The organism is Herminiimonas sp. (genome assembly GCF_030655415.1).
This window is the reverse complement of sequence record NZ_JAURVN010000015.1, coordinates 373,134-389,991: the sequence shown is the minus strand read 5'-3', so window position 1 is coordinate 389,991 and position 16,858 is coordinate 373,134. Positions and strand designations below refer to the sequence as shown.

General features: G+C 51.1%; 15 protein-coding genes. All 15 read left to right on the top strand.

All coding sequences use genetic code 11. From position 1 onward, the window contains the following. Positions 1 to 7 precede the first annotated feature (7 nt). The 15 genes from Q7T66_RS13435 to hisD all read left to right on the top strand — a co-directional run bounded on the left by Q7T66_RS13435 (position 8) and on the right by hisD (position 16,856). Positions 8 to 721, top strand: a complete 714-nt coding sequence (locus Q7T66_RS13435; protein WP_304933838.1) for a transposase — start codon at positions 8 to 10, stop codon at positions 719 to 721. A gap of 174 nt (positions 722 to 895) precedes the next feature. Then, on the top strand, positions 896 to 5,584 hold the full coding sequence (locus tag Q7T66_RS13440; RefSeq protein WP_304933988.1) for a glutamate synthase-related protein: 4,689 nt from the start codon (positions 896 to 898) through the stop codon (positions 5,582 to 5,584). A gap of 78 nt (positions 5,585 to 5,662) precedes the next feature. After that, positions 5,663 to 7,126: a glutamate synthase subunit beta gene (locus tag Q7T66_RS13445; RefSeq protein ID WP_304933839.1), complete on the top strand. Its 1,464-nt coding sequence runs from the start codon at positions 5,663 to 5,665 to the stop codon at positions 7,124 to 7,126. Positions 7,127 to 7,280: 154 nt separating this feature from the next. Next, the gene (locus Q7T66_RS13450) at positions 7,281 to 8,084 is read left to right on the top strand and encodes an ABC transporter ATP-binding protein (protein WP_304933840.1); all 804 of its coding nucleotides are present in this window, start codon (positions 7,281 to 7,283) and stop codon (positions 8,082 to 8,084) included. Then, positions 8,081 to 8,860, top strand: a complete 780-nt coding sequence (gene mlaE, locus Q7T66_RS13455; RefSeq protein WP_304933841.1) for a lipid asymmetry maintenance ABC transporter permease subunit MlaE — start codon at positions 8,081 to 8,083, stop codon at positions 8,858 to 8,860. The genes Q7T66_RS13450 and mlaE overlap by 4 nt, the downstream gene beginning before the upstream one ends. Positions 8,861 to 9,004: 144 nt before the next feature. Beyond that, entirely contained in the window at positions 9,005 to 9,478 is a 474-nt protein-coding gene (gene mlaD, locus Q7T66_RS13460) for an outer membrane lipid asymmetry maintenance protein MlaD (RefSeq protein ID WP_304933989.1), read from the top strand. Continuing rightward, positions 9,475 to 10,269, top strand: coding sequence for a VacJ family lipoprotein (locus Q7T66_RS13465; RefSeq protein WP_304933842.1), 795 nt, complete (start codon positions 9,475 to 9,477; stop codon positions 10,267 to 10,269). Before mlaD ends, Q7T66_RS13465 begins: the two co-directional genes overlap by 4 nt. A 145-nt stretch (positions 10,270 to 10,414) precedes the next feature. Beyond that, on the top strand, positions 10,415 to 11,062 hold the full coding sequence (locus Q7T66_RS13470) for a phospholipid-binding protein MlaC (RefSeq protein ID WP_304933843.1): 648 nt from the start codon (positions 10,415 to 10,417) through the stop codon (positions 11,060 to 11,062). 6 nt (positions 11,063 to 11,068) lie between these two features. Next, positions 11,069 to 11,356 carry a lipid asymmetry maintenance protein MlaB gene (locus Q7T66_RS13475; protein ID WP_304933844.1) on the top strand — a complete coding sequence of 96 codons (288 nt, stop codon included), beginning with the start codon at positions 11,069 to 11,071 and terminating at the stop codon, positions 11,354 to 11,356. Between the two features lie 178 nt (positions 11,357 to 11,534). After that, complete coding sequence (locus tag Q7T66_RS13480) at positions 11,535 to 12,446, top strand: ABC transporter ATP-binding protein (RefSeq protein WP_304933845.1); 912 nt, start codon at positions 11,535 to 11,537, stop codon at positions 12,444 to 12,446. After that, on the top strand, positions 12,443 to 13,198 hold the full coding sequence (locus Q7T66_RS13485) for an ABC transporter permease (protein WP_112990669.1): 756 nt from the start codon (positions 12,443 to 12,445) through the stop codon (positions 13,196 to 13,198). The genes Q7T66_RS13480 and Q7T66_RS13485 overlap by 4 nt, the downstream gene beginning before the upstream one ends. 57 nt (positions 13,199 to 13,255) lie before the next feature. Next, positions 13,256 to 13,492, top strand: coding sequence for a BolA family protein (locus Q7T66_RS13490; protein ID WP_304933846.1), 237 nt, complete (start codon positions 13,256 to 13,258; stop codon positions 13,490 to 13,492). A 58-nt stretch (positions 13,493 to 13,550) separates the two neighbouring features. Further along, complete coding sequence (gene murA, locus Q7T66_RS13495) at positions 13,551 to 14,801, top strand: UDP-N-acetylglucosamine 1-carboxyvinyltransferase (RefSeq protein WP_304933847.1); 1,251 nt, start codon at positions 13,551 to 13,553, stop codon at positions 14,799 to 14,801. Next, positions 14,801 to 15,490, top strand: a complete 690-nt coding sequence (hisG, locus tag Q7T66_RS13500) for an ATP phosphoribosyltransferase (protein WP_304933848.1) — start codon at positions 14,801 to 14,803, stop codon at positions 15,488 to 15,490. The genes murA and hisG overlap by 1 nt, the downstream gene beginning before the upstream one ends. A 49-nt stretch (positions 15,491 to 15,539) precedes the next feature. Next, on the top strand, positions 15,540 to 16,856 hold the full coding sequence (gene hisD / locus Q7T66_RS13505) for a histidinol dehydrogenase (RefSeq protein WP_304933849.1): 1,317 nt from the start codon (positions 15,540 to 15,542) through the stop codon (positions 16,854 to 16,856). Positions 16,857 to 16,858 lie beyond the last annotated feature (2 nt).

Below are 16,858 nucleotides of genomic sequence, written 5' to 3'. Positions count from 1 at the left end.
ATAACTTATGGCCCGACTTCCCCGTCTCGTAATTCCAAACCAAGCACATCACGTTATTCAAAGCGGCAATGACGGCCTCGTCATTTTTCGCGACATCGCAGATCACACCGCATTTCTAAGTCGCTTGAAAGATGCATCCAGGCAGTTCAAGGTCGCTATCCATGCCTACGTTTTAATGCCCACGCATTTGCATCTGTTGGTCACGCCCAGCGATGCTGAAGGTTTGGGAAAAATGATGCAGTGGATAGGACGCTCTTACGTTCCTTACTTCAATCAAAAACATGAGCGCAGCGGCACGCTCTGGCAAGGTCGTTATAAAGCGACGGTTATTGATCCTGAGCGCTACTTCATGACCTGTTCCGCCTACATCGAGCTGAATCCGGTGCGCGGCGGAATGGCGCACACCGCAGGCGAATATCCCTGGTCTAGTTATCAACACCACATCGGCATCCGACCTGATCCGATTATTTCCGATCACCCTTTATATTGGTCTTTGGGCAATACGCCGTTTGAACGTGAAGCAGCTTACAAGGCTCTCGTTGAAAATGGTGTTAATGAAGACGAGGTAAGTCGCTTGACCGAAGCGACCTTAAAAGGCTGGGCTTTTGGCTCTGAGCAATTTCAAACTTCGTTGGAAAAGCAGTTGGCGCGACGCGTCAGGCCTGCAAAACGTGGTCGTCCCGCGACCAAAATGGGCGAAGCGCGCACCAAAATATACTAGTCTGCATGCTGTCTCCGGCGCAATCTGGTGCAAAATCCTCTACTCTGTCCCTATTTAATTCCTAGTCAAAATTTGTGGTTATTTTAATTTACTCTGACCCCATTTTTTGAGGTTGAATTTACTGTTGCTGTGCACTATCCTTCAGCCTCAACTTGAAAAGTAGTGGAGAAGTCTATGCATGCGCAAGGTTTGTACGATCCGGCTAATGAACATGATGCTTGTGGCGTAGGTTTTGTCGCCCACATCAAAGGTAAGAAAAGCCATTCCATCGTTGAGCAAGGTTTGCTCATCCTCAAAAATATCGACCATCGCGGCGCTGTCGGTGCCGACAAGCTGATGGGCGACGGTGCCGGTATTCTGATTCAGATCCCGGACCAGTATTATCGCGAAGAGATGGCGAAGCAGGGCGTAACCTTGCCGCCAGCAGGCGAATACGGCGTTGGTATGGTTTTCCTGCCTAAGGAAAACGCATCCCGCATCGCTTGCGAACAAGAGCTTGAGCGCTCGGTATTGGCTGAAGGCCAGGTCGTTCTCGGCTGGCGCGATGTGCTGGTCGACAAAGACATGCCTATGTCGCCAACCGTGCGCGAAAAAGAACCGATTATTCGTCAGATTTTTGTCGGTCGCGGCCGCGACATCATGGTCACCGATGCGCTGGAACGTAAGCTGTACGTTATCCGCAAAGCATCCGGTCACGCGATTCAGGCTTTGAATCTGTTGCACGGTCAAGAATTCTTCGTGCCATCGATGTCGGCACGTACCGTTGTCTACAAAGGTTTGCTGCTGGCTGATCAAGTCGGCGAATACTATAAAGATCTGCAAGATCCACGTTGCGTATCCGCGCTGGCGCTGGTGCATCAACGCTTCTCTACCAATACTTTCCCTGAATGGCCGCTGGCTCATCCATATCGCTTGCTCGCGCATAACGGCGAGATCAATACAGTTAAAGGCAACTTCAACTGGATGCGCGCACGCGAAGGCGTGATGAAGTCGGCTGTGTTGGGCGACGATTTGAAAAAATTGTTCCCGCTGATTTATGAAGGCCAATCTGATACTGCATGCTTCGACAATGCGCTCGAACTGTTGGTGATGGCTGGTTATCCAATCGCGCAAGCGATGATGATGATGATTCCAGAAGCATGGGAAAACCATACGTTGATGGATGACAATCGTCGCGCCTTTTATGAATATCACGCTGCAATGATGGAACCATGGGATGGCCCAGCTGCGATGGCATTCACCGATGGTCGTCATATCGGCGGCACTTTGGATCGTAACGGTTTGCGTCCAGCGCGTTACATCGTGACTGACGACGATCTGGTCGTGATGGCATCGGAATCCGGCGTGTTGCCAATTCCAGAATCGAAGATCATTCAGAAATGGCGTTTGCAACCAGGCAAAATGTTCCTGATCGATCTGGACGCTGGTCGCATCATTGACGACAAAGAGTTGAAAGATACTTACGCGAACGCCAAGCCATATAAACAATGGATTGAATCGGTACGCATTAAGCTAGATGAACTGAACAAAGAAGCGGCAGAAGCCAAGCCAACGACACCATTGCTCGATTTGCAGCAGGCGTTCGGTTATACGCAGGAAGATTTGAAATTCCTGATGTCGCCTATGGCAAGCACGGCTGAAGAAGCAACCGGTTCCATGGGTAACGATTCGCCGCTGGCTGTCATGTCGAATAAAGACAAGACGCTGTACAACTACTTCCGCCAATTGTTTGCGCAAGTAACCAATCCGCCTATCGATCCGATTCGTGAAGCGATGGTGATGTCGCTGGTGTCTTTCATCGGACCTAAGCCTAACTTGCTAGACACGAACAACATCAATCCACCGATGCGTTTGGAAGTGTCGCAGCCTGTGCTCGACTACGCGGATATCGCGAAGTTGCGCAACATCGGCGCCCATACCGGTAGCAAATTCAAATCGCATGAGCTGAACATTTGCTACCCAACCGCTTGGGGCAAAGAAGGTATTGAAGCGCGTCTGGCATCGCTGTGCGCGCAAGCTGTCGATGCAGTGCAATCAGGTCACAACATCTTGATTATTTCCGATCGCAAGATCGATGAAAACCATGTTGCGATTCCTGCGTTGCTGGCAACCTCGGCTATCCATTTGCACCTGGTTAGCAAAGGTATGCGCACCTCGACCGGCTTGGTTGTGGAAACAGGTTCTGCACGTGAAACGCATCACTTTGCATTGCTCGCAGGTTACGGCGCAGAAGCGATCCATCCTTACCTCGCGATGGATACCGTCAGCGCCATGGCAAAAGGTTTGCCAGGCGAATTGTCGCCTGAAAAAGCCATCGCCAATTTCCAGAAAGCAGTCGGCAAAGGCTTGATGAAAGTCATGTCGAAAATGGGTATCTCTACCTATATGTCGTATTGCGGCGCGCAGATTTTTGAAGCCATCGGCCTCAACCGATCGCTGATCCAAAAATACTTTAAAGGCACTTCGTCCAACGTTGAAGGTATCGGTGTATTTGAAGTTGCTGAAGAAGCGTTGCGCTTGCATAAATCTGCATTCAGCGCTGATCCAGTGTTGGCAAATGCACTCGATGCAGGTGGCGAATATGCGTACCGCGTACGCGGTGAAGAGCACATGTGGACGCCGGATGCGATTGCGAAATTGCAGCACTCTACACGCGCCAATAACTTCAGCACCTATAAAGAGTACGCGCAGATCATCAACGATCAATCGAAGCGTCACATGACTTTGCGTGGTTTGTTCGAATTCAAATTCGATCCAGCCAGTGCGATTCCGTTGGATGAAGTCGAGCCAGCAAAAGAAATCGTCAAGCGTTTCGCGTCTGGCGCGATGTCGCTCGGTTCGATTTCGACCGAAGCGCATGCGACGCTCGCGATTGCGATGAACCGCATCGGTGGTAAATCGAATACCGGCGAAGGCGGCGAAGATACCAAGCGTTATCGTTCGGAACTGCGCGGCATTCCTATCAAGGATGGTTCGACCTTGGCATCGGTGATTGGTCACGACGTGGTTGAAGTCGACATGCCTTTGATGCCTGGCGATTCGCTGCGCTCGAAGATCAAGCAAGTCGCATCAGGTCGTTTTGGTGTCACTACCGAATACCTGACATCGGCTGAACAGATTCAGATCAAGATGGCGCAAGGTGCAAAACCTGGCGAAGGCGGTCAGTTGCCTGGCCATAAAGTATCCGAGTACATCGCACGTTTGCGTTTCTCGGTACCTGGCGTTGGTTTGATTTCACCACCACCGCATCATGATATTTATTCGATCGAAGATTTGGCGCAGCTGATTCATGATCTGAAAAACGTCAATCCAACAGCATCGATCTCGGTCAAGCTGGTTGCTGAAGTCGGCGTTGGTACAGTTGCAACTGGTGTCGCTAAAGCGAAGGCCGATCACGTTGTGATCGCTGGTCATGACGGCGGCACAGGTGCCTCGCCATTGTCATCGGTCAAATATGCTGGTTCACCTTGGGAATTGGGTCTGGCTGAAACACAGCAGACACTGATCTTGAACGGCTTGCGTACACGTATTCGCGTACAAGCTGACGGTCAAATGAAAACCGGTCGTGACGTCATCATCGCTGCTTTGTTGGGCGCAGACGAAATGGGCTTCTCGACAGCACCGCTGGTCGTTGAAGGCTGCATCATGATGCGCAAATGCCATCTGAACACTTGCCCAGTCGGCGTTGCGACACAAGATCCTGTCTTGCGTGCGAAGTTCTCCGGCAAGCCTGAGCACATCGTTAACTATTTCTTCTTCATCGCAGAAGAAGCACGTCAGATCATGGCGCAATTGGGTATCCGTACATTCGACGAACTGATCGGTCGTGCTGATTTGCTCGACAAGTCGAGAGCGATCTCGCATTGGAAAGCGAAAGGTCTGGATTTCAGCCGCATGTTCTATCAACCACCAGTGGCAGAAGGCGTGGCGCGTTATCACACCGAAGGCCAGGATCACGCTTTGGAAAAAGCGCTGGACAACAAGTTGATCGCGCAAGCAAAAGCCGCAATCGACAATGGCGAAAAAGTCTCGTTCATTTCGACGATCAAAAACGTCAACCGTACAGTGGGCGCAATGTTGTCGGGTCAGGTCGCGAAGAAATACGGTCATGAAGGCCTACCTGACGACACGATCCACATCCAGTTGCAAGGTACCGCAGGCCAATCGGCTGGCGCTTTCCTCGCACATGGCATTACTTTGGATCTGGTCGGTGAAGGTAACGATTACGTTGGTAAGGGCTTGTCGGGCGGTCGCATCATCGTGCGTCCAAACACCGAGTTCCGCGGTCGCGCAGTAGAAAACATCATCAGCGGGAACACGCTGTTGTACGGCGCGGTTGCTGGCGAAGCATTCTTCAACGGCGTTGCAGGCGAACGTTTCGCTGTTCGTAACTCAGGCGCGGTAACGGTTGTCGAAGGTACTGGCGATCATGGTTGCGAATACATGACAGGTGGCACCGTTGTTGTATTGGGCGAAACCGGTCGTAACTTTGCTGCAGGTATGTCGGGCGGTATCGCGTATGTCTACGATCCAAAAGGTGACTTCGCTGGCAAGTGCAATATGTCCATGGTTTCACTGCACCCTGTGATGTCCGCAGCTGAGCAAGAAGACAAGGCAGAGCACAACTCCTGGCACAGCCATGTACGTGGCGCCGACGCGCAAACCGATGAAGCAATTCTCAAAGGTTTGATCGAACGTCACTTCAAGTACACCGGCAGCACACGCGCCCGCGCATTGTTGGATGAGTGGAGCAGCGCACGCAGCAAGTTCGTCAAAGTATTCCCATCGGAATACAAACGCGCGCTGGCTGAAATGCACGCGGCCAAGGCTGAGCAGGCAGTGTCCACCAAGGTCGCAGTGTAAGACTGCTGTCAACAAACGATGACATGGCCAGCTCGCACAGAGCTGGCCGCAACGAATGGTTTAGAAGGCGAGAGAAACATGGGAAAGATTACCGGCTTTATGGAATTTCAGCGCTTGCGTGAAGCGAGCGAAGAACCGGAAAAACGCACCGCGCATTACAAGGAATTCACGCTGCATTTGAGCGATTCCGAAGCAAAAATTCAAGCAACACGTTGTATGGATTGCGGCATCCCGTTTTGCAATAACGGCTGCCCGGTCAATAACATCATCCCTGACTGGAATGACCTGGTGTACAGCGGCGCTTACAAGCAAGCGCTGGACACTTTGCACTCGACAAATAATTTCCCGGAATTTACCGGTCGCATTTGCCCGGCACCATGCGAATCCGCATGCACGCTCGGTATCAACAACGATCCAGTCGGCATCAAATCAATCGAGCATTTCATCATCGACAAAGGTTGGGAAAGCGGTTGGGTTGTGCCGCAACCAGCAACAGTTAAAACCGGCAAAAAAGTTGCTGTGGTCGGCGCTGGTCCTGCAGGTATGGCAGCAGCGCAGCAATTGGCGCGCGTTGGTCACGATGTAACCGTATTCGAAAAGAACGATCGCGTTGGCGGCTTGCTGCGTTATGGCATCCCTGACTTCAAGATGGAAAAATCGCACATCGACTTGCGCGTCAAGCAGATGGAGGCCGAAGGCGTGAAATTCCGCACCAGCGTTTTAGTTGGCAAGGATTTCCCATCGAACATTATCAACTGGGCAAAAGAAACGATTTCGCCAGAACAGTTGAACAAGGATTTCGACGCAGTGATCATCAGCGGCGGCGCAGAACAACCACGCGATTTGCCAGTTCCTGGTCGCGAGTTGAAAGGCGTACATTTCGCGATGGACTTTTTGCCTTTGCAAAACAAGGTCAACGCCGGCGACAAGGTCAAGGATCAGTTGGTCGCAACTGGCAAGCACGTGATCGTGATTGGTGGCGGCGATACAGGTTCTGATTGTGTCGGTACCTCGAATCGTCATGGCGCTGCATCGATTGCACAATTCGAATTGCTGCCGCAACCACCGGAAGAAGAAAACAAACCGATGGTCTGGCCTTACTGGCCAACCAAATTGCGCACCTCGTCTTCGCATGAAGAGGGTTGTGAGCGTGATTGGGCGGTTGCGACCAAACGCCTGGAAGGTAAAAACGGCAAGGTTGAAAAACTGATTGCTGCACGCGTTGAATGGAAAGACGGCCGCATGCAGGAAGTGCCAAATTCGGAATTCGAAATGAAAGCCGATTTGGTCTTGTTGGCGATGGGCTTTGTTTCGCCAGTCGCACAGGTTCTGGAAGCATTCGGCGTCGAGAAAGATGCACGCGGCAACGCCAAGGCAACTACCGATGGCGAAAATTGCTATCGCACTTCAGTCGATAAAGTTTTTGCTGCCGGCGATATGCGCCGCGGTCAATCTCTGGTCGTTTGGGCAATTCGTGAGGGTCGTCAATGCGCACGTGAAGTCGATATTTTCTTAATGGGCGATTCGGTTCTGCCACGTTAATTAGTATCGCTTGAATAAAAGCCCGCTACTTTTTACGAAGTAGCGGGCTTTTTTACAACGCTTTACGAAAATGCAGTTATTCAAAAATCGTATGAACAAGAGTGATTTCTCGTTCTGAACTACAATTACGGCATTGCAATAGAAATACGCCGCTGTGTCTAATCTCGTTGAAATCCGTGATCTCCATTTTAGCTATGATGAACGTTCGATTCTGTCGACGCTCAACATGGATTTCCCGCGTGGAAAAGTCATTGCTGTCATGGGCGGTTCGGGCTCGGGTAAAACCACCGTTTTGCGTCTGATAGGCGGGCAGTTGCAGCCGCAGTCGGGCAAAGTAACGGTTGATGGCAACATCGTGCACGAGATGGAAACCAAGGCGCTGTATCAGATGCGCCGCAAAATGGGCATGCTGTTTCAGCACGGCGCATTGTTCACCGATATGTCGGTATTCGACAATGTCGCTTTCCCTTTGCGTGAACATACCAATCTGTCGGAAGAACTGATACACGATCTGGTCTTGATGAAATTGCACACAGTCGGTTTGCGTAACGCTGCGCAATTGAAGCCAGCTGAAATCTCTGGTGGTATGGCGCGTCGTGTTGCATTGGCACGCACGATTGCACTTGATCCGCAGTTGATCATGTATGACGAGCCGTTTGCCGGCCTCGACCCGATTTCTATGGGCATGACTGCCAATCTGATCCGTAAATTAAATGATGCACTGGGTTCGACCACGATCCTGGTGTCGCACGATGTGCATGAATCGTTTTTGATTGCCGATTACGTCTACTTCTTGTCCAGCGGCAAAGTCGTGGCGCAGGGTACGCCGGCAGAAATGATGGTTTCTACTGATCCGTATGTGAAGCAGTTTGTGAATGCTGAGCCTGATGGCCCGGTACCGTTTCACTATCCTGGTACGTCGCTTGCAGATGATCTCGGTTTGGGGGCGCGCGCATGATTGCTGCGTTTCTGACGTCGATAGGGCGAGGTGTACGTGAATTCGTTACGAATCTCGGTTTTGCTACACGTATTTTTTTCAGTGTGATTGCTGCATCTGGTGGCCTGCTGCGTAGGCCGCGTTTAGTGGTTAGCCAGATTCACTTTATCGGCAACTATTCGCTGGTATTGATTGCGGTTGCCGGTTTGTTTGTTGGCTTTGTTCTCGGTTTGCAGGGTTATTACACACTGAATAAATACGGCTCAGAGCAAGCTCTAGGCTTGCTTGTTGCTTTATCACTGACACGTGAACTTGGCCCGGTTGTAACTGCACTCTTGTTTGCCGGCCGTGCTGGGACTTCGTTGACCGCGGAAATCGGTTTGATGAAAGCCGGCGAGCAGTTATCAGCAATGGAAATGATGGCGGTCAATCCGATACAACGTGTGTTGGCGCCGCGTTTCTGGGCAGGCGTGATTGCTATGCCGGTACTGGCGGCAATTTTCAGTGCTGTCGGCATCATCGGTGGTTACATCGTCGGCGTGAAAATGATCGGGGTCGATGAGGGTGCGTTCTGGTCACAAATGCAAGGCGGCGTTGACGTTTGGAATGATGTCGCGAACGGTGTGATTAAAAGTATTGTGTTTGGTTTTGCTGTGACCTTTGTCGCTTTGTATCAGGGCTATCAAGCGCAGCCGACGCCGGAAGGTGTTGCAAGAGCGACAACCCGCACCGTGGTCATCGCGTCTTTATCCGTGCTGGGACTGGACTTTTTGTTAACGGCCTTGATGTTCAGTTAAGCGCACGAGTACGAAGCGCTTATTGTGCTTTTCGATTAAAATGTGCGCCCCCTCGATACTTTGATTGTGGCGCAGGGTAAGGCGATTTATATTGAGTTTTATGTCGATAAAAAGCGCTTTCTCCCATATTTGAGGTATCTGTTTATGCAAAGAAAATCATTAGACTTATGGGTTGGCCTCTTTGTGCTGCTGGGTGCAGCCGCCTTGTTCTTTCTGGCGATGAAGGCTGGCAACATGAGTTCGCTGTCGTTCGAGAAAAACTACACGGTAGTGACTCGTTTTGACAATATTGGTGGTTTGAAACCACGTGCGCCGGTTAAAAGCGCAGGCGTTGTGGTTGGTCGAGTTGCAGATATTAAATTCGACGACAAGAGCTATCAGGCATCGGTGACGCTGGATATTGAAAGCCGTTATCAATTTCCAAAAGATACGTCAGCCAAGATTTTGACTTCGGGTTTGTTAGGTGAGCAATATATAGGGCTTGAGGCCGGTGGCGATACCGCCAATCTGGTTGCAGGTGACAGAATTACAATGACACAATCGGCGATGGTGCTGGAGAATTTGATTAGTCAATTCCTCTTCAGTAAAGCAACCGAAGGGAAAGAAGAGCCAAAATGAAAAACATGAATAAAGCCATTCTATTCGCCTCAGCAGTATTCCTGAGCGGCTGTGCAACCACTAACGGCAGCAATACGGATGATCCTCTCGAAGGTTTCAATCGCACGATGTTTGACTTCAACGACGGACTGGATCGCGTCGCCTTGAAGCCAGCTGCGACTGCCTACCAGGAAGTGTTGCCATCGTTTGTGCAAACCGGCGTGAATAACTTCTTCGGCAATATTGGCGACGTATGGACCATGGTTAATAATTTCCTGCAAGGGAAAGCAGATCAAGGTTTTTCAGACGTGATGCGCGTGACGTTTAACACGACCTTCGGTCTGGGTGGTTTGCTTGATATCGCATCAGAAGCCGGCATTCCAAAACACAAAGAAGATTTCGGTCAAACCTTGGGTAAATGGGGCGTAGCTCCAGGTCCGTACGTCGTCCTGCCTTTGTTTGGCCCATCGACAGTGCGCGACACCGCTGCATTGCCGGTCGACATCTACGGCGACTTGTGGACTTACACAACACCGGTTGATGTGCGTAATGTCGGCGCTGTGGTTCGTGTGATCGATGCGCGTGCATCGGCATTGAACGCTACCAATTTGCTGGAAGATGTTGCTCTCGATCGTTATACCTTTATCCGCGGCGCTTATTTGCAACGTCGTGAGAGTCAGGTAAATGACGGCGAAGAGTCGGTCAAGCCGAAAGCAGACAAGGCTGTTAGCCCACAAAGTGATGCAGCACCATCGCAGCCAGCATCCGATGCTGCCGTTGCTGTAGATAAAGCTTTGGAACCACAAGGTTAAGAAACTGTCGAAAGCCTTGCAAAAGAGCCAGTCGCACTCATGTAGCGTAAAGGCGCGTTGGATAGGATAGTGTTAATCCGGCGCGTATGGCATCCGCAAGTCTTGGGCTATTTAAATAGCTAGCTATAAACCGAATTGGGAAAAGATGAAATTATTGCAAAAATTCATGTTGGCGTTTGCGGCGATGGCTTTCACCGCATACGCAGCCGCGCAAGAAGCGCCTGACGTATTAGTCAAACGCATCAGTGAAGAAGTCATGGCGCTGGCCAAATCCGACAAAGATATCCAGGCAGGAAATCCTCGTCGTGTGCAGCAAGTCGTCGAAGAAAAAATTCTGCCGCATGTCGATTTTCAACGTATGACTTCGTTGGCTGCGGGCCGTCACTGGCGCGAAGCGACGCCTGATCAACAAAAGCAATTGACGACTGAATTCCGCAGCTTGCTGGTGTACACATATTCCGGCGCGATTTCGCAAATCCGCGATCAAAAACTGGAATATCGTCCATTGCGTGCCGATCCTGCGGACACAGACGTGATCGTAAATACGCAAGTGTTGCAACCACGTGGCGAGCCAATTCAACTCAGCTATCGTCTTGCGAAGTCGGCTAATGGCTGGAAAATCTACGATATCAATGTACTCGGCGCATGGTTGGTTGAGACATATAAAGGTAGTTTTGCTGCGGAAATCAGCAAAGGCGGCATCGATGGTTTGATTAAAGCCCTGTCCGACAGAAACAAGAAACTTGCCGGCAGCATTGCTAAAACCGGTAAAACCCCTGCTCCTGCGCAGTAATTAATCATGTTCCAACCCGGCGCATCGCTCACCTTCGACAATGCCAAAACGGCATTGGATGCGGGCTTGCAGGCGATCGCCGGTGGTCAGACCGACATTGATTTTTCCAATTTGGTCACGGTTGATTCGGCTGCCGTAGCGACGATATTGGCTTGGCAACGCGTGGCTTCAGCCAAGGCTGTTTCTTTATCTTTTCGCAATATCCCTGCAAATTTGCTCAGCCTGATTTCCCTGTATGACGTGACTGCCTTGATAGCGCCGAATATTGCTCGCGCCGATCTGCCGCATCATTGACCTTTTTTTCGCGGTCAATTCTCTGAAGACTCCTTCGCCACTCGCTGTATAAGTGCCCTAAAACGGCGGCGTGTAGCGAAAATCCAATATAATCAAGGGTTTCGCCGTTCGGTCAGCGTGTTTGCGCAACGAACAGCGGTATCAGCGTTTCATTTTCCGTAAAGTGCGATTAGCCACCATGGCTGCAATTCAAATAAACAATGTCGAAAAAAGCTATCGCGCGCTGAAAGCGGTGAATGGCATTTCACTTTCTATCGAAGAAGGTGAATTTTTCGGCTTGCTCGGCCCTAACGGCGCGGGCAAAACCACCTTGATCTCCATCATTGCCGGCTTGAATCGCGCAGATTCCGGCACGGTAGAAGTGCACGGTCACGATGTCGTGACCGACTATCGCCAAGCGCGCAAGTTGCTCGGAGTCGTACCGCAAGAATTGGTATTCGATCCTTTCTTCACGGTTCGTGAAACCCTGCGCATGCAGTCCGGTTATTACGGCTTGAAGAATAACGATCCGTGGATAGACGAGGTCATGCATCACCTTGATCTGACCAACAAGGCCGATGCGAATATGCGCGCTTTGTCTGGTGGCATGAAGCGTCGCGTGTTGGTCGCGCAAGCGCTGGTGCACAAGCCACCTGTGATCGTGCTGGATGAGCCGACGGCTGGTGTCGATGTCGAGTTGCGCCAGACCTTGTGGAAGTTCATTTCGCGTCTGAATCGCGAAGGGCACACCGTTGTACTGACCACGCATTATCTGGAAGAAGCACAAGCCTTGTGCAATCGCGTTGCGATGTTGAAAGCCGGCCAAGTGGTCGCGCTTGATTCAACCTCTGCGCTGATCAAACGCATCTCCGGCTCGCAACTTGTGGTGCAACTCGCATCAGGATCTTTGCCGGATGAGCTGAAGGATTTGGTTTCGCATCCTGAAGAACTGGTGCTGGGCAATAAATATACTTTGCGCGTTAGCGAATACAAAGACGTCGAGCCGATACTCGCCAAGCTGCGTTTGTCCGGTGCCGTCATAGAAGATATGCAATTGCAGCAAGCCGATCTGGAAGATGTATTTATTCAGATCATGGAAGGTGAAAAATGACCGGCTTCCAAACGCTGTTCTATAAAGAGATGCTGCGCTTCTGGAAAGTGGCGACGCAAACTGTTGCCGCACCGATTTTGACTGCTGTGTTGTACCTGCTGATTTTTGGTCACGTGCTGGAAGATCATGTGCAGGTTTATCCCGGCGTGAAATACACAGCCTTTTTGGTGCCTGGCTTGGTGATGATGAGCGTGTTGCAAAACGCGTTTGCCAATTCGTCATCATCGCTGATTCAATCCAAGATCACCGGCAATCTGGTGTTCGTGTTGCTGACGCCTTTGTCGCACTGGGAATTGTTCGGTGCTTACGTATTGGCTGCGGTGGTACGCGGTGTGGTGGTCGGCAGCGGTGTGTTCCTCGTCACTGCATGGTTTGCGGATATGTCGTTCGCGGCGCCGTGGTGGATTTTGATCTTCGGTATTCTCGGCGCGAGCATGCTGGGTACCATGGGTTTGATCGCTGGCATTTGGGCAGAAAAATTTGATCAGCTGGCAGCGTTCCAGAACTTCTTGATCATGCCGGCGACTTTCTTGTCTGGCGTTTTTTATTCGGTACATTCCTTGCCGCCGTTTTGGCAAACCGTGTCGCACCTCAATCCATTCTTTTACATGATCGATGGCTTCCGTTATGGCTTCTTCGGTCAATCAGACGTTGATCCTTTAATCAGCTGTCTGGCTGTTGCGTTCTTTCTGTTGCTGCTTTCAGGTTTGGCAGTTCAGTTGCTGAAAAATGGTTACAAGCTGCGTCATTGATCGTTCGCGTGACGCTTTTATTTATTCACTTATCATTCAATATTAAAAGGCAAAATCATGTTGCCCACACCAGAATTAGTTAAAAGTTATATCGCTGCAGGCATGGATTGCACGCACGTAGAAGTAAGTGGCGACGGCGCGCATTTCGAAGCGGTAATCGTATCGAATGCATTTGCCGGCAAGCGTTTGATCCAGCGTCATCAATTGGTCTACGCCGCGCTCGGCGATCGCATGCGTGAAGAAATCCACGCCTTGTCGATGAAGACAATGACGCCGGAAGAATTCCAAAAGTAATACGCTTGCAGAGTTTGCATGCATTACTTAAACCAACTCATTAATGGACAAGCTTTAAATGGATAAGCTTTTAATTCAAGGCGGTCATCGTCTTTCCGGCGACATCGACATCTCCGGTGCGAAGAACGCTGCTTTGCCTATTTTGTGCGCAGGCCTGTTGACTGCTGACTCTGTTCAGCTCAGCAATGTACCTTTGCTGCAAGACGTGGCGACGATGTTGAAGTTGCTGCGCCAAATGGGTTTGCAGATCGAGCAAGATGGCGAGAACGTCACCTTGAATGGCAGCGGCATCGACAAGCTGGAAGCACCGTACGAAATGGTGAAAACCATGCGCGCATCTATCTTGGTGCTCGGTCCATTGCTGACACGTTTCGGCGAAGCTAAAGTATCTTTGCCTGGCGGTTGCGCGATTGGTTCGCGTCCTGTCGATCAGCACATCAAAGGTTTGCAGGCGATGGGCGCAGAGATCACGATCGAAGCTGGCTACATTCATGCAAAAGCAAAGCGTCTGAAAGGCGCACGTATCGTCACCGACATGATTACCGTCACTGGTACTGAGAATCTGTTGATGGCGGCTGTGCTGGCAGATGGCGAAACGATTTTGGAAAACGCTGCACGCGAACCAGAAGTCACTGATCTTGCGAATCTGCTGGTGGCGATGGGCGCACAAATTGCCGGCATCGGTACCGATCGCTTAGTGATTCAAGGTGTAGAACGTTTGCACGGCGCATCGCATGCAGTGATTCCTGATCGGATCGAAACCGCGACTTTCCTGTGTGCGGTGGCCGCGGTTGGTGGCGACGTTACCTTGCGCAAGGCGCGCACCGATACGCTGGATGTGGCATTCGACAAGTTGCGTGAAGCGGGTGCAATTTTGACTTCGGCGGATGATTGGATACGCGTGCAAATGTCGTCGCGTCCTAAAGCAGTGAGTTTCCGTACCACCGAATACCCGGGTTTTCCGACCGACATGCAGGCGCAATTCATGGCGATGAACTGTATCGCCGAAGGTAGCAGCCGCGTGATCGAAACGATTTTCGAAAATCGCTTCATGCATGTGCAGGAAATGAATCGTCTGGGCGCATCGATTACGATTGAAGGCCATACAGCGATTGTGAATGGCGTCGAAAAATTGGTGGGTGCGCCTGTGATGGCGACTGATTTGCGTGCCTCCGCTTCGCTGGTGATTGCTGCATTGGCAGCCGAAGGCGAAACCTTGATCGACAGGATTTATCATCTGGATCGCGGTTACGATCGCATGGAAGTCAAACTGTCCGCAGTCGGTGCACATATTCAGCGAGTGAAATAATGACGCAATCAGATTTAAAAGTGGATGCACAAAATAATCCGCAGCAACTGACGCTGGCTTTGTCGAAGGGCCGCATCTTTGAAGAAACCTTGCCGCTGCTGGAAGCTGCCGGCATCAAGGTCACCGAAGATCCAGAAACTTCGCGCAAATTGATTTTGCAAACCAACGACGCAAATGTGCGCGTGATTATCGTGCGGGCATCCGACGTGCCGACTTACGTGCAATACGGTGCTGCCGACTTCGGCGTGGCAGGCAAGGATGTCTTGCTTGAGCACGGCGGCGAAGGTTTGTATCAGCCCATCGATTTGAATATCGCAAAATGCCGTATGTCAGTCGCGGTGGAAGACGGCTTTGATTACGCCAGTGCAGTGCGTCAAGGCGCACGTTTGCGCGTCGTGACTAAATATGTACAGACTGCGCGGGAACATTTCGCCGCTAAAGGTGTGCACGTTGATTTGATTAAACTGTACGGCTCGATGGAGCTCGGCCCGCTGGTTGGTCTTGCTGACGCGATCGTCGATCTGGTCAGCACTGGCAGCACCTTGCGCGCGAATCATCTGGTTGAAGTCGAGCACATCATGGAAATTTCATCGCGCCTGGTCGTGAATCAGGCCGCATTGAAATTGAAGCGTGAACGTTTGCAGCCCATACTTGAAGCATTTGAAAAGGCGTCGAAACGCCAGTCTTGAAATAATGAACCAGCAACTTCATTTCTACATGACTAGATAGAGAACAATGATGTCCATACAAATCCGAAAATTTGATTCCACTCATCCTAACTTCAAGGCGCAACTCGCCGATGTGTTGGCATTCGAGGCGAGCGAAGACGAAGCGATAGATCGCGGCGTCATGCTGATTCTGGATCATGTAAAGCGCGAAGGTGATGCAGCGGTATTGCGATATACACAGCAGTTCGATCATGTAGCCGCTGCGGATATGAGCGCGCTGGAAATTTCACAAGACGAATTGCAAGCTGCGCTGAATAACCTGTCGCCAGTCCGTCGCGCTGCGTTACAAACCGCAGCAGATCGCGTGCGTGCGTATCACGAACGTCAAAAGGCTGAAATCGGTTCTAACGGTTTTAGTTATACCGAGGCGGACGGCACAGTATTGGGACAAAAAGTTACGCCGCTGGATCGCGTCGGCATTTACGTTCCTGGTGGTAAAGCTGCGTATCCATCATCGGTATTGATGAATGCGATTCCCGCCAAAGTGGCAGGCGTGCAAGAAGTCATCATGGTAGTGCCGACGCCGAATGGGGTGAAGAATGAATTGGTGTTGGCCGCCGCTGCGATGTCGGGCGTTGATCGCGTGTTCACGATTGGTGGCGCGCAGGCCGTAGGCGCACTCGCGTACGGCACCGCAACGATTCCGCAAGTCGATAAAATCGTCGGTCCTGGCAACGCATATGTGGCAGCCGCTAAACGTCGCGTGTTTGGCACAGTCGGTATCGACATGATTGCAGGTCCATCGGAAATTTTGGTGATCTGCGATGGCACCACGGATCCTGATTGGATCGCGATGGATCTTTTTTCGCAAGCCGAGCACGATGAATTGGCGCAATCGATTTTGATTTGCCCTGATGCTGCTTACATCGAGGCCGTTGCAGATAGTATCAATCGCCAATTGGCCGGGATGCCGCGCAAGGATGTGATCGCGACTTCGCTGACCAATCGCGGTGCGATGATCAAAGTACGCGATATGGATGAAGCGTGCGAGATCGCGAATTCGATTGCTGCTGAACATCTGGAAATTTCTACAGAAAATCCACAACATTGGGCAGACAAGATTCGTCACGCAGGCGCGATGTTCCTTGGTCGTTTTTCGTCCGAATCTTTAGGCGATTATTGCGCGGGTCCAAATCACGTGTTGCCTACTTCGCGCACTGCGCGTTTCTCATCCCCTCTCGGCGTTTATGATTTTCAAAAGCGTTCCAGTATGTTGCAAGTAAGTGAAGGCGGGGCACAGACTTTAGGCAAAGTCGCAGCAGAACTTGCCTACGGTGAAGGTTTGCAGGCACACGCTCGTTCAGCTGAATATCGGCTGAAAAAATGACG

Coding starts and splice junctions, on each gene's coding strand:
- Q7T66_RS13485 (WP_112990669.1), top strand. CDS start 12,443: ATGACCGGCTTCCAAACGCTGTTCTATAAAGAGATGCTGCGCTTCTGG.
- Q7T66_RS13445 (WP_304933839.1), top strand. CDS start 5,663: ATGGGAAAGATTACCGGCTTTATGGAATTTCAGCGCTTGCGTGAAGCG.
- Q7T66_RS13475 (WP_304933844.1), top strand. CDS start 11,069: ATGTTCCAACCCGGCGCATCGCTCACCTTCGACAATGCCAAAACGGCA.
- Q7T66_RS13465 (WP_304933842.1), top strand. CDS start 9,475: ATGAAAAACATGAATAAAGCCATTCTATTCGCCTCAGCAGTATTCCTG.
- hisG (WP_304933848.1), top strand. CDS start 14,801: ATGACGCAATCAGATTTAAAAGTGGATGCACAAAATAATCCGCAGCAA.
- mlaE (WP_304933841.1), top strand. CDS start 8,081: ATGATTGCTGCGTTTCTGACGTCGATAGGGCGAGGTGTACGTGAATTC.
- Q7T66_RS13490 (WP_304933846.1), top strand. CDS start 13,256: ATGTTGCCCACACCAGAATTAGTTAAAAGTTATATCGCTGCAGGCATG.
- Q7T66_RS13435 (WP_304933838.1), top strand. CDS start 8: ATGGCCCGACTTCCCCGTCTCGTAATTCCAAACCAAGCACATCACGTT.
- Q7T66_RS13470 (WP_304933843.1), top strand. CDS start 10,415: ATGAAATTATTGCAAAAATTCATGTTGGCGTTTGCGGCGATGGCTTTC.
- mlaD (WP_304933989.1), top strand. CDS start 9,005: ATGCAAAGAAAATCATTAGACTTATGGGTTGGCCTCTTTGTGCTGCTG.
- murA (WP_304933847.1), top strand. CDS start 13,551: ATGGATAAGCTTTTAATTCAAGGCGGTCATCGTCTTTCCGGCGACATC.
- Q7T66_RS13440 (WP_304933988.1), top strand. CDS start 896: ATGCATGCGCAAGGTTTGTACGATCCGGCTAATGAACATGATGCTTGT.
- Q7T66_RS13480 (WP_304933845.1), top strand. CDS start 11,535: ATGGCTGCAATTCAAATAAACAATGTCGAAAAAAGCTATCGCGCGCTG.
- hisD (WP_304933849.1), top strand. CDS start 15,540: ATGTCCATACAAATCCGAAAATTTGATTCCACTCATCCTAACTTCAAG.